Origin of the sequence: Nodularia spumigena CCY9414 (assembly GCF_000340565.2) — a bacterium.
GTDB lineage: Bacteria > Cyanobacteriota > Cyanobacteriia > Cyanobacteriales > Nostocaceae > Nodularia > Nodularia spumigena.
Genome location: NZ_CP007203.1, coordinates 2,097,561 through 2,110,334, shown reverse-complemented (window position 1 = coordinate 2,110,334; position 12,774 = coordinate 2,097,561). Strand labels below are relative to the sequence as shown.

Here is a 12,774-nt window from a genome sequence, read left to right as displayed (position 1 = left end):
TAGGATTGTAGTGATTTTGCTCACTTTTCAGTTGGTGGATGCCAACCAGCAGAAACCCAAGCTTGCCTGACAGTGACAGCATAGGGGTTATTCAGTTGTAAAGCTAAGACAGTTGCACGACCACAGGCGGTTAGACCTGCAATTTGAGTGCCATCGTTTGTCCAGGTTAGATGACGTGACCATTTTTGTTGACGAGGGTTGAAGAGTTTAACTTTACGGTTTGTCACTGGATCTTTCGCATGGGTTTGGATGCCTTTGTAACAATTGCATAACCTACAGGCAAGCCACAGATTTTCCTCATCATCAGTACCACCTGCTGCTTTGGGAATAATGTGTTCGATTTCCAGGATTCCTAAAACATACTTTTGAAGACTACGGCAGTAACCGCATTGATTGTTGGCCTGTGTCCGTATTCGCGCCCGGACTTCTTCAGAAATTTGGCTCACTGGCTTAAAGGTTCAATCAAGTTACGTCTTACAGCCTCACTCAGTGCAGTTGCTTTCCGCAAAAGTCCTTCCTGATAAACTTGCATCAGGGTTTGTAACTCTAAACGCTCATCTTCATTAAGAGTATCAGCCTGTTGGCAATCAAGCAGTTCACTTAACCGAGTATCTTGTTCTGGTTCCATTTGCAGTTCGGTCAGTGCCAAGACTTGTTCATCTGTCAGGGTGGACACAGATTCAAAGCTGTTAACATCTGTACTGACGGGTGGAATCGAGAGTTTAATTGTATCGCTCAGAATGCTGGCAACATCCCGATTTGCTAAATGTGCAAAGCGTTCGGCACGTTGGTAAATCTCATCTGGCAAGGTAATGGTGATTTTGGTACTCATGGCTCTTATAGAGATTCTTCTCTATTATCTCTTGTCTATGATGCGATCGCGCCACTGATTCAAGATACTGCAAATAATGAGAGGCTGGCTGCTATTATATTCCCGCAGAACTTTTACAACATCCTCTAAATTAGAATATTAAATTGAATTTTATTTTGACCTTCACTCAGCCTTAGATAGCTCCTGATACCTTTATCCAGTTTATCTGTACTACTTTGCCCCTACATCTTCTTACCACTTCATCAACAACTTAGATACCTTTGCCCTGCGTTGCATAGAGCATCTCAACATGACTAATACTGTACACTAAAAATACAACTAATACTGTACAGGACGCGTACATTATTGTGAATATAAATAACCTGCTAGATAAATACTAGACAAAGCTAGACATTTACTTCTTACGTCAAAGGGAGCATGGGAGCGGTTATCCCTCGGTAAGCGTTCAAGGTTTAGCCAACCTCGATAAAACTATTGCTCAAACATATCTTCTCCTACTTGTGTAAGTTTACAATAAAAGTCATCTTTTGATTCATAATATTTTTTTTGGTCAAGTCTATCTATTGTATAAATAAGTAGGCCAACAGCACCAACAACTATAAAAACATTCTTACCTATAAGTGATTTTAGAACTTCTTTTTTTGATAACATTGATTTTATATTTCTTGGAAACACATCGGCATTGTAGCATATTTACTTACCAGTTCTTGTGCAAATTTGAACCAGCCATTGTTTCAACACCTAAGAGTCACTTTTTTTAGCATAACCAATTAATAAGTCTGATATACCACTCATGGGCTTAATTGATAGTTGGTTTGACTTTGGTGCTGAACGTATAGCAGAATTAAAAAACCGTGGATATGAAGACGCGAAACGTTGTCTAGTGCCGATTATGGAAACTTTTAGCACTCTCAAAAATCAGCGTCAGTCTCTAGATGGGCTGGTTAACTCAACCCAGCGTTTATTTAATGATTCTTCCCTGTAAACTGGAGTAAGTTGCAGATAAATAGCCAATAAATCACTGTGCTGTGGTCTAAACTAGATAATCTACGCTTTTTGGGAGGTAGTCAAATTTAAGCGATCGCCTGATAATAGCATCAAGTCATGTATCATCTGCGTAGCTCTGTAGTTAAAAAAATAGCCTATAATTATGTAGTATTGCTCATCTAAATTGAGAGCGATCGCATTACGATTTAGTCACGTTTATTTTTTAAAGTCCTATTCTAGAATTTTCCGGTTAAAATAGTATATCTGTTCTACTCAGACTCCCGTCCCAAAATTCCTGACATCCATATAATTCCTATATTTAGAGGTCCATAATGGCTATCAACACCGATACTTCCGGCAAAGAAAAAGCATTAAATATCGTACTCAACCAAATTGAGCGCAGCTTCGGTAAAGGAGCAATCATGCGCCTGGGCGATGCTACCCGGATGCGAGTAGAGACAATTTCCACAGGGGCGCTCACATTAGACTTAGCATTGGGCGGAGGACTACCCAAAGGACGAGTAATTGAAATTTATGGCCCAGAAAGTTCTGGTAAAACCACAGTAGCCCTACACGCCCTCGCAGAAGTCCAAAAAAATGGCGGTGTTGCAGCCTTCGTTGATGCTGAACACGCCCTAGATCCTACCTATGCTGCGGCTTTGGGAGTAGATATTGAAAATTTGCTAGTTTCCCAACCTGATACCGGCGAATCTGCTTTAGAAATTGTCGATCAGCTGGTGCGCTCCGCCGCAGTTGATATTGTCGTCATTGACTCAGTAGCAGCACTAGTACCTCGTGCGGAAATTGAAGGAGATATGGGTGACATCCACGTTGGTCTTCAAGCCCGGCTGATGAGCCAAGCCCTACGTAAAATCACTGGCAACATAGGTAAATCTGGATGCACAGTCATTTTCATCAACCAGTTACGCCAAAAAATCGGTATTACTTACGGTAGCCCAGAAACGACAACTGGCGGTAATGCCTTAAAATTTTACGCCTCAGTCCGCCTGGATATTCGCCGGATTCAAACCTTGAAAAAAGGCACAGAAGAATTTGGGAACCGAGTGAAAGTCAAAGTCGCCAAAAATAAAGTTGCACCGCCCTTTAGAGTCGCGGAATTTGACATCATCTTTGGTAAAGGAGTTTCTACCTTGGGTTGTCTGGTTGACTTAGCAGAAGAAACAGGCATTATTGTTCGCAAAGGAGCCTGGTACAGTTACAACGGTGATAACATTTCCCAAGGTCGAGATAACGCTATCAAGTACCTAGAAGAAAAGCCAGAATTTACTGCCGAAATCAAGGAACTGGTGCGTCAAAAGCTAGATATGGGGGCTGTTGTTTCTGCTAATTCAGTGTCGAAGAGTAATGAAGAAGATGAAGATGTTGAATTAGAAGAAGAATAGAATTGATACAGAACGTGTAAAAGCGGCAACATCCGACAAAAGACTGGACTGATATAGGTTCAGTCTTTGCATTTAATCTCATAAAATTGTAGTTGTCCGTAGTCAAACGTAGCTATACCCGTCACTACAATGAACCTTAGTAATATTTTTCATTGTTGAAAATTCAACTCTAAAACCATTGATAACAATCTCACATCCGTTTTTTGTGGGAGTTTTAACACGACTTACATACTTTCCAGAAGTTATGTTTTTACGATCTTTGTGCAAAGTAGCCTTAACAAAATCTCCTGTAGAAACATGAGTGAATATTTTTTTAGGCTCAGTGCAAGGAAAACCAAATTTATTGATCCTACAGAATCTTCTGCAACTATGCCCCGTGTCTTTTTACTGTTAAAATTTTTGTTGTCAGTATTTTGAGAGTTTCAACTTTTCCTACACAAGCAGCATCAATCCAATGAGTTTTAGGCAATCCTAAACGAGTTCTATTAAACTTAGTTAAACCTCCTGAACCTGTTGTTATAGGTAATCCAGTTTCTTTTAACTTATTAAATAAAGCCCATCTCGTTGAATTTACAGCAGACGCATCTTTTAGTGGACGCTTGGCTTGGGATAAAATTTGCTTCAACAACTCAGGCTTTTTTGCTAAAAACTTCTCAATATCTTGAGTACCTTTTTTGATATTGCATTTCTCACAAGCTAGACACAAATTAGAAATTCTATTAGTTCCTCCTTTGGCTTTTGGTTTAATATGCTCAACTTGTAAAGGGACATTTTCCGCAGTACAGTATGCACATTTTCTATTCCATTTATTCAAAAGATATTCACGGACTTCATACCCTTGTAACTCTCCCTGTTGATACTCAAAGCCTGATATCTCCGGGTTTTCTAGCTGCTGTAGGTCAAACCTAGCAAGCTCTTGAACTATGTCAGTTATTGGGGCAAAATTACATAATCTTTTAACCCAAGTGTTAATAGTTAAAACTCTATGGCTTAAAGAAGGTGCTAACCAACCTTGAGGTTTAGTGCGGTTAAGAAATCTAGCTTGACGATAACGAGTATGTCTAGAACGTCTTCCTCGCCTTACTCCTTTTCGAGTTTCTAGGCTTTCTTTAATAGCTAAACCTCTGTGTTGTAATTCCATACCCCAGATGACTTTATTATTTTGAACTAACGCAAAACCTGTAGTTTTACTCCCTGGATCTATTTTTAATTCAATCGGTTGAGTTGGAACTTCAGATTTAGGTTCTTTCAAAATTATGGTAAATGGAAATCTTCTAAATACAGCAGCTTTTTGTTGATTTAATAAAAAACGTGCATCTCCTGGATGAATTGGAGTAAGTGGTTTTTTGTTGGTATCAAGAACTAGAACAAAATTAGACATTTAAATTTCACCTTTTCAGGGTAATGTTTGCTTCAACCTTGTTATCTGAGCTTGTTATGCTAAATACACTATCCTTGCGGATTGTTTAATAAGTAGCAACATGGCAGGGGACTAGCGAATCCCAAGGTGTTATGACCTAGATAACGTTTACTCATGTTTTGAGTGGTTTGGTTCACATAAACTACAGATTACTCCGTTTATTTATGCTCTCTTTCCTATATCATAATCAGCCTCGTTTACCATTGGGGCGGATTGTCATCCAATTGGTTTTAGCTAAGGCTAGCTGCTCATCTTCAATCTTAGCACCAGTGAGATTAGCACCACACAGATTAGCTCCTCGGAGATTAGCATTGCCCAGATAGGCTTCGCTGAGGTCTGCGCCTCGCAGGTCTGCTCCTTCTAAATTCGCATGGTTGAAGTAGGCTTTGCTCACATTAGCGTCCCTCAGATTGGCTCGCATGAGATTAGCTCTGCCAAAGTCGCTATTGTAAAGATTAGCACCTTGAAGATTAGTATTTTGGAATTGAGTTGAATGAAAATTTGTTTCGGATAAGTCAACACCCGGCAATTTCAGAAAACTTAAATTGTGTAAAGCAAAATCCCGTCTTCCCTTGAGATAAGCTGTTAGCAAACTTTGAGTATTTAATTTGCGTCTTTGAGGATTTTTACGGTGTGAATTAATACTGCTGTGACTCGCCAAATTTGCTGGGTTACCTCCCGAAGATACCTGGCGGATTCCCTCTGCTTCTGCATTCTTGGCTCGTCTGGCTCGAATTGCTGCCGCTTGTGCCGCACTTCCTCCACTACTACCCCCAGGAGCAGGGTTATTGGATAAAATAGCATAATTTTCCAAGCGGGGATGTGTTGGTTCTTTAAGACTAGGATCAGATTTAACCAGCAAACTCTGAGCTAAACTTTCCAAATAGGGTTCTATCTCTAAGGCTCTCAGTACGTCTTCTGCTGACTGGTAGCGATTGCGTACTGACACGTCTAACATTTTTCGCAGAACATTGGTGAGATGATCATTGGCTTGCACCAGATGCTCCCACATGATCTCCCCTGTTTTAGGATTGTAATCTAAATCTTTAGGAGTTTTACCACTCAACAGATAAATACAGGTAACACCCAGCGCGTAGATATCACTAGCATACACTGGACGCATAGCCATTTGCTCTGGAGGTGCGAAACCAGGTGTACCAATGGCGTATGCAGTTAATGCTGTCTGTCCCGATGGGTTTTGTGCAGCTTGGCTGACTTGATTTTTCACAGCGCCAAAGTCTATGAGTACCATTCTGGCATCTTGAGTCCGCCGAATTAAATTGGCTGGCTTAATGTCACGGTGAATTACTTTTTGCTCGTGGATATATTGCAACAACGGCAAAGTTTCGCTCAAAAATTGTTTAATTCCTGCTTCGCTGAAGACACCATTCAGTTTCACCTCTTGTTGCAGTGTAGAACCACTGATATATTCTTGAATTAAATAGAATTGTTCTTGGTCTTCAAAATAGTCAAGTAACCTTGGTAATTGCGGATGATTGCCAATCTTACCCAGGGTTTTGGCTTCTCGCTCAAATAGCTCTCGCGCCATTTGCAAGATGTGTGGTGCGTTTCCTGAAGGGCGTAGTTGTTTGATGACGCAACTGGGTTCTCCTGGTAAGGCTTCATCGTTAGCTAAAAATGTTGCTCCGAAGCCACCTTGACCTAATGGTTTGACCACCCGATAGCGATCGCGCAATAATAGTCGCGAGCCACACGACTGACACCTGTGGCTATATGCCACATTTTCTGGATTCGGACAGGTAGGATTTAAGCAATAGCTCATGCACTGTCAACTCGCTGCACGAATAATGACTGGAAGCGTTACACTCTCTTTTAATTATTAGGACTCACAATTAACTCTTGCTAAGTGATTTCTGCGGCAAATTCTTTGAAGAGTTCCTAAAGTTAACTCAGGATTACGTAAGACGATTCTAAAAACAAGATTACTTATTATACTTACAGTTTCAAATAGTGTCTAGGCTATTTTTTCGGGTAAATATAATCATTTAATCTTTAAACTCGGATTTTACTGTAATTCTGTTAATAATTATACTTGATTGTCGGAAATTAGATTAATTTTTTTCAGCGCTTTGTGTCCTCACAAATTCAAATAGCTGAACAATAGTTGAATATCTGTTCATATGTTATAAGATAAGTATTCAAAAGTAATGGAGAAAAATATGAATACCGTAACCCAAATGAAATGCGCTTGTCCCACTTGCCTATGTATTGTTTCACTTGAGGATGCCATCAACAAAGAGGGTAAATACTATTGTTCTGAAGGCTGTGCTGAAGGTCATAAAACAATCAAAGGCTGTGGTCATAATGGCTGCGGTTGTTAACTAGTGCTGAGTGCTGAGTAAAAGTAGCACATACTGTGCTAATGAAATAAATCTGAATTATTTTTCTACCCAGCACTCAGTCAGGAAGGACTATAGACTAGATAACACTTCTCGCGCAACGGCTAAAGTTTGCTCAATATCGGCTTCTGTGTGAGCTAAAGAGGTAAAACCTGCCTCAAACTGAGAAGGTGCTAAATAAACACTCCGCTCTAACATACCGCGATGGAAGCGACCAAATTTAGCCATATCTGACTTTTTGGCATCTTCGTAGTTATGTACTGGCCCAGAGGTGAAGAATAAGCCAAACATCGCGCTAATCTGACCACCACAAGCAGGATGACCAGTTTCTGTGGCAATTTGCAGTAAGCCATCTGCTAACTTCTGAGTAATTTGGTCAAGATACTCATAACTACCAGGTCTTTGCAACAATTCCAAGGTTTTAATCCCAGCAGTCATTGCTAAGGGATTACCTGAAAGAGTTCCCGCTTGATACACAGGGCCTGCGGGAGCAATCATTGACATAATATCACGACGACCACCGTAGGCTCCTACTGGTAAGCCTCCACCAATAACCTTACCCAAGGTTGTTAGGTCTGGTGTTACACCAAATTTTTCCTGAGCGCCACCGTAAGCAATACGAAAACCGGTCATCACTTCGTCAAAGACTAGCAAAGCTCCATGTTCATGGGTAATTTCTCTTAAACCTTCGAGAAACCCAGCATCAGGAGTAATAAACCCAGCATTGCCCACTACTGGCTCCAGAATCACACCAGCAATTTCGTCACGGTTTTCTTCAAATAAGGCTTTGACAGCTTCCAAGTCATTGTAAGGAGCCGTCAGAGTGCTTTGAGTTGCGGCTTTAGGTACTCCTGGCGAATCGGGTAAACCAAGGGTAGCCACACCAGAACCAGCCTTCACCAAGAACATATCGGCGTGACCGTGGTAGCAGCCTTCAAACTTGATGATTTTCTCTCGGTTGGTGAAAGCCCGCATTAACCGCAGTACGGCCATACAAGCTTCTGTGCCTGAATTCACAAATCTCACCATTTCGATGCTAGGAACAGCATCAATGACCATTTCTGCCAGAACATTTTCCAGTAATGAAGGAGCGCCGAAGCTAGTACCTTTTTCCAAGGCTTCATGGAGCGCTGCAATTACTTCGGGATGGGCATGACCACAAATAGCTGGCCCCCAAGTGCCGACATAATCAATATATTGGTTGCCATCTACATCCCAAATGTATGCGTCTTTGACGCGATCAAAAACTATGGGTTGTCCGCCCACTGATTTGAAGGCACGAACTGGAGAACTAACTCCTCCTGGCATCAGGTTTTGGGCGGCGGCAAAGATTTCTTGTGATTTTGTGGTTTTAATCGTGGTATTTACCAAGGTTCTCTCCTAAATAGTGGGAAATAAAAAGCTCTATCTTAGGATAGGGTGAAAAACTGTTTAGAAATTCTACCTTATAGGGTTATCCGAACCAGAAAAATAACAATATGTTATGCAAGTCCCATGATGACTTGCCTTGAGAGATTTGCGCTCAACTATCACCAGGCTTACCAGGATGTTTACTGGGCTGCTTTTAACTCGGCGATACCTTGGTATGGTGAAGCTTATATTGCCCACCAAGTAGCCTTAAGTGCCGTCAAGATGCACTCGGCTATACATAGGGATGCTTTTGTTTAAACTGAATTATTAGGTTCAATTTTAAGGAAGCATACCAGCTGCCCTATTCAGAATGGTATCGTGAATCCATCAATAATGTTTAATGAGAACAAATTAGCTGGTATGTTTTCTACTGATTCCCATTCACTACCACACTCTATTCCTGTTGATCAGATTCGCTACGATGAACGGGGTTTAGTGCCGACAATTATCCAAGATTATTTGGATGGCACTGTCTTAATGATGGCGTGGATGAGTCAGGAGTCATTACAAAAGACTTTAGAAACTGGGGAAACTTGGTTTTGGAGTCGCTCTCGCCAGGAATTATGGCATAAGGGAGCAACTTCTGGACATATTCAAAAAGTGCAAAGTGTCCGTTATGACTGTGATAGTGATGCACTGCTCATTGGTGTGGAGCAGCTAGGGGATATTGCCTGTCACACTGGGGAACGCAGTTGTTTTCATCAAGTAGAAGGGACAGTTGTTGCACCACCAGGGGATACATTATCTCAAGTATTTCAGGTGATATGCGATCGCCGTGACAATCCCGTAGATACTTCTTATACCTGTAAGTTATTGGCAGGTGGCGATAACAAAATTTTAAAAAAGATCGGCGAGGAAAGCGCTGAGGTCGTAATGGCGTTTAAGGATGATGAGGAGGATGCGATCGCCGGCGAAGTGGCAGATTTACTTTACCATACCCTGGTTGCCTTAGCTCATCATCAAGTGGATTTGAAGTCAGTGTATCGCAAATTACAAGAACGTCGGAGATAGAAGAGGCAGGGGAGCGGGGTGCAGGGGGCAGGGTGCAGGGGGGAGGAAGAGGCAGGGGAGCAGGGTGCAGGGAGCAGGGGAGAGAAGAGGGTAACTTCCCAATGACTGATGACCAATGACTAATGACTAATGACTAATGTTTTTGTAATTCTTATCATTACCTAAAATTTTCCTCACTCATTCCACAGGGTTTCCACAGGTATTTTGGTAGTTTTCCACAGACATTCTACGAGCTAATAGGCTCTTGCCGTTTTACTGGGGATTGTTGATTTAGAATAGCAAGGAGCCTAAGTCACTGAGTTTTTGTGAAGTTAAGTAACAAAAAATTAGCTATAATGCTGATTATTGCGTCAATATTTATTTTTTATACCACTGGATTTAACATTTCGCAGCATTGACAAACCCACCCCCTCTTGGCGCACAATGATGCGACTGGCTTTTATAGTCTGTTCAACCATTGACACCAAAAAACACCAAGAGAAGCTGGTGTAGATTGTCAGGTAAACACAGGACTAGTAAGGCAACTCCCGGATTACGGCAAGCAACTTGTCTCTCTTGATTGACCTCAGAGAAGGAAAAACTCATGAACGCAACAGTTAGTATCTTTACAGAAATTCCCGAAACACTACATGAATCCCTCAAGAATTACTTAGAAACACACCCTGATTGGGATCACAATCGAGTGCTGACGGCTGCTTTGTCCCTGTTTTTACTCCAAAATGGCGAGAGCGATCGCCGCGCCGCCCGCGTATATTTAGAAACATTGTTTCATAATTGTTAAATATCAATGCCCTGCCAATTAGCCGCAAACCCCAAAGTGCTGGTAAGTCGGTGGGCAAAAATATTTCTAACTATGTGGAGAAAATTTGATTGTAGGGTGTGTTATCGCAAATAACCTGAAACCATCGAAAATTCAAGGTGCGATCGCCGACGGTATAAAACGTTGATATTTCTTCATATAGTGGGATTTTTTGCGCCAACGCACTTAAAGGCTGTGTGATTCTGACTCCTGCCTGAGCATGGGCACGGTAACCGTGCCCCATAAATAGATGTTGATCACAGCTAGGGAGGGTTTGGGATGGGCGGAAGAACAGGTAGTAGCCTGTCTGTCTTTAAATATTTGTAGCTTCAGTAGGTGGACGGGAAAATTTACCAGTTTTTCATTGCTAGTGAAACAAAGTAGAAGCAAGCATCAGCCCCAGGGGTAAGCTACGCAAATGCCGAAGTTAGGAACTTTTGGTATTTTTTTATGAGTTAACGTGAAAAACTCTAGACTAAAGACGATGCACTCAGGAATGAGTTTCCAGCTTTGGGGAATGCGTAGGACATTCAAACTTATACCCTACGCCGCGTACAGTTTGAATTAATGCTGGTTGACTAACATCGATTTCAATTTTCTTGCGAATTTGACCGATGTGTACATCTACAACCCGTTGGTCGCCAACATATTCATAATCCCAAACCTCTTGAATCAGTTCTGCACGTCGCCAGACTCTACCGGGATGGCTAGCTAAAAAATGCAATAAATCAAATTCTAGAGCAGTTAAGGGTATGACTTGGTTGTTAAGTGCGACTTCCCGTCGTGCTGGATCAATCATTAACTTTTCAAATACCAGACGTTTTTGTTCGGCGGTAGTCACAATCCGCTGTCGTCTCAAAATTGCTCCTACTCTAACTTCTAACTCTCCCAGTCCAAATGGCTTGGTGAGATAATCGTCAGCGCCTTTAGAAAAGCCGCGAATTTTGTCGGCTTCGTCGGCGCGGCTAGTCAGCATCAAAACAAAAACACCATTACGACTTTGCATTTCCTGGCAGAGGTTGAACCCAATAACATCTGGTAAATTTACATCTAAAATCACCAAATCTGGGTTAAATTGCTCAAATAGAGCTAAGGCTGTTTTACCATCCTCAGCAGCCTCCACCTGATAGGTCTGCTTAATCAAAAAGCGTTGGATTAAATTTCGGACCGCAGGGTCGTCATCAACTACAAGAATCTTGGCGGGAGCCATGACCATCACTTTGCACAAAAATTCGTAAGATTAACAGGAGGTAGGATTGCGTAAAAACGCAGTTCCCACTTTAGGGGTTATTTAAGACTCTACAGGGGTACGGAATGCATTTCCTGATCATCCAAAATAATAGTCTAATCAAAATTATGGAAAATGAAAGTAATAAGACTTTGCTAGTCACACATATACTTAAGTACAGGTATTATAATTATCAAGGTTAATGTGTCCTAGAGAGATATTCTTAACATTCGCCACAGCAGTTTGATAACCTAGTAGACTTTATTTTCCCAATTTAGTGGGGATTTAAAACTTTTTAATTTTAAATCCATATGTCGATACATACCATAAGCTATTGTGAGGCTAATTCCTGAAAATGTCTTTAAAATACTCTAAAACGCGAAATTTTGACCGAAAAACGAGACGCAAGCCCCTGACTTTAGGCATGGGGAGAAGGCGGTAGGAACTTTTAAGTTCCGTCAAACGATTGCGTGGCTTTAGCCACAGTGTTAAAATAGATTAGCGAGAAAACAAGTAGGAATAACCTTCAGCGCCTTGAAATATCCTAGTACGGAGCAATCCCGGCAACGGACATATCCGACTCGATTCGGAATAGTTAAAGGGCAAATAAGGGCAGGATATGGAGCGTTCATCTTTAAAATATGAAGGACTCAGAAAGTATGCGCGAATGAGAGCAAAAGCTCTTTGAGTGAGTAGAGGGATACTTGAATGTCCCGTTGTCGCCTTTTTCAGGTGGGCAAGAATCCCCCGGCTTTAGACGTGGGGAGGTTCAAACATAAAAATTAATTTTTTCCCAAAAAATGTGTTTAAGGCGTTTCTAGCTCCAGTTCTAGAGTAAAGCGCTCATTGAGCAAAGGCATGAAGGCATACACGGAGTTATAGCAATATGTTAAAGTTGACTTAGTTCAAAATTCAAAGTCAATCCCACTAACCCATGCTACTATCCTGGTAGGGCAAAAAAATGGATTGATCCCTTGGTTTAAATCAAGATAAAACCTAAAGTTGTTTTTCCAAACAGCGAAAGACTGCCGCTGACTAAGGCTAAAGAAAGTATAAACTCCCATGAGCGATCAAAATCCCTACGAGAAACTTGGGGTATCAGAAGATGCTAGCTTCGATGAAATTCAGGATGCTCGTAATCGCCAATTGGAGCAATACAATGGCGATGCCAAGAGTCTAGAACTCATTGAAGTAGCTTACGATGCGATTTTAATGGATCGCCTACGGATGCGCCAGGAAGGTAAAATTAAAGTACCTGAACGGATCAGGTTTCCCGAATTGCGAGTGCAATTACCTGCAAAAGACAGTCCCACCCCTCGCGAGC

Annotated in this window: 14 protein-coding genes and 1 pseudogene; 7 read left to right on the top strand and 8 right to left on the bottom strand. The window is 41.5% G+C overall.

What is annotated here, in order from left to right; translation table 11 throughout:
- Positions 1-20: 20 nt before the first annotated feature.
- The 3 genes from NSP_RS09400 to NSP_RS09390 all read right to left on the bottom strand — a co-directional run bounded on the left by NSP_RS09400 (position 21) and on the right by NSP_RS09390 (position 1,483).
- Positions 21-446, bottom strand: coding sequence for an HNH endonuclease (locus tag NSP_RS09400; RefSeq protein ID WP_006198180.1), 426 nt, complete (start codon positions 444-446; stop codon positions 21-23).
- Complete coding sequence (locus NSP_RS09395) at positions 443-832, bottom strand: hypothetical protein (RefSeq protein ID WP_006198181.1); 390 nt, start codon at positions 830-832, stop codon at positions 443-445. Before NSP_RS09395 ends, NSP_RS09400 begins: the two co-directional genes overlap by 4 nt.
- Before the next feature lie 471 nt (positions 833-1,303).
- Complete coding sequence (locus tag NSP_RS09390) at positions 1,304-1,483, bottom strand: hypothetical protein (protein ID WP_006198182.1); 180 nt, start codon at positions 1,481-1,483, stop codon at positions 1,304-1,306.
- Between the two features lie 142 nt (positions 1,484-1,625).
- Between NSP_RS09390 and NSP_RS09385 the strand changes: the two genes are divergently transcribed.
- Both NSP_RS09385 and recA read left to right on the top strand, forming a co-directional pair.
- Positions 1,626-1,817 carry a hypothetical protein gene (locus tag NSP_RS09385; protein ID WP_006198183.1) on the top strand — a complete coding sequence of 64 codons (192 nt, stop codon included), beginning with the start codon at positions 1,626-1,628 and terminating at the stop codon, positions 1,815-1,817.
- Positions 1,818-2,151: 334 nt separating this feature from the next.
- Complete coding sequence (gene recA, locus NSP_RS09380) at positions 2,152-3,222, top strand: recombinase RecA (RefSeq protein WP_006198184.1); 1,071 nt, start codon at positions 2,152-2,154, stop codon at positions 3,220-3,222.
- 102 nt (positions 3,223-3,324) lie between these two features.
- On the opposite strand, the pseudogene iscB reads toward recA, so the two are convergent.
- Positions 3,325-4,603, bottom strand: a pseudogene (gene iscB / locus NSP_RS09375) (RNA-guided endonuclease IscB).
- A gap of 226 nt (positions 4,604-4,829) precedes the next feature.
- Positions 4,830-6,425 (bottom strand): serine/threonine-protein kinase, encoded by a 1,596-nt coding sequence (locus NSP_RS09370; RefSeq protein WP_042203047.1) that lies wholly within the window; start codon positions 6,423-6,425, stop codon positions 4,830-4,832.
- A 385-nt stretch (positions 6,426-6,810) separates the two neighbouring features.
- Here NSP_RS09370 and NSP_RS24025 point away from each other — a divergent pair, with 385 nt between their 5' ends.
- Positions 6,811-6,984: a metallothionein gene (locus NSP_RS24025; protein ID WP_458368264.1), complete on the top strand. Its 174-nt coding sequence runs from the start codon at positions 6,811-6,813 to the stop codon at positions 6,982-6,984.
- Between the two features lie 90 nt (positions 6,985-7,074).
- Here NSP_RS24025 and hemL read toward each other — a convergent pair whose 3' ends face one another.
- Entirely contained in the window at positions 7,075-8,373 is a 1,299-nt protein-coding gene (hemL, locus tag NSP_RS09365) for a glutamate-1-semialdehyde 2,1-aminomutase (protein ID WP_006198929.1), read from the bottom strand.
- 123 nt (positions 8,374-8,496) lie between these two features.
- Between hemL and NSP_RS09360 the strand changes: the two genes are divergently transcribed.
- The 3 genes from NSP_RS09360 to NSP_RS09350 all read left to right on the top strand — a co-directional run bounded on the left by NSP_RS09360 (position 8,497) and on the right by NSP_RS09350 (position 10,204).
- Entirely contained in the window at positions 8,497-8,670 is a 174-nt protein-coding gene (locus tag NSP_RS09360; protein ID WP_017804014.1) for a hypothetical protein, read from the top strand.
- Between the two features lie 102 nt (positions 8,671-8,772).
- Positions 8,773-9,423, top strand: coding sequence for a bifunctional phosphoribosyl-AMP cyclohydrolase/phosphoribosyl-ATP diphosphatase HisIE (hisIE, locus tag NSP_RS09355; RefSeq protein WP_042203050.1), 651 nt, complete (start codon positions 8,773-8,775; stop codon positions 9,421-9,423).
- A gap of 583 nt (positions 9,424-10,006) precedes the next feature.
- Complete coding sequence (locus NSP_RS09350; protein WP_006198932.1) at positions 10,007-10,204, top strand: DUF2811 domain-containing protein; 198 nt, start codon at positions 10,007-10,009, stop codon at positions 10,202-10,204.
- Positions 10,205-10,274: 70 nt separating this feature from the next.
- On the opposite strand, the gene NSP_RS26830 is transcribed toward NSP_RS09350, so the two are convergent.
- Entirely contained in the window at positions 10,275-10,466 is a 192-nt protein-coding gene (locus tag NSP_RS26830) for a hypothetical protein (RefSeq protein ID WP_144360516.1), read from the bottom strand.
- Positions 10,467-10,712: 246 nt separating this feature from the next.
- Positions 10,713-11,432, bottom strand: a complete 720-nt coding sequence (locus NSP_RS09345; protein ID WP_017804013.1) for a response regulator transcription factor — start codon at positions 11,430-11,432, stop codon at positions 10,713-10,715.
- A gap of 1,080 nt (positions 11,433-12,512) precedes the next feature.
- On the opposite strand from NSP_RS09345, the gene NSP_RS09340 reads away from it, so the two are divergent.
- Positions 12,513-12,774 (top strand): CPP1-like family protein (locus NSP_RS09340; protein ID WP_017804012.1); only part of this gene is annotated, 262 nt, incomplete at its 3' end.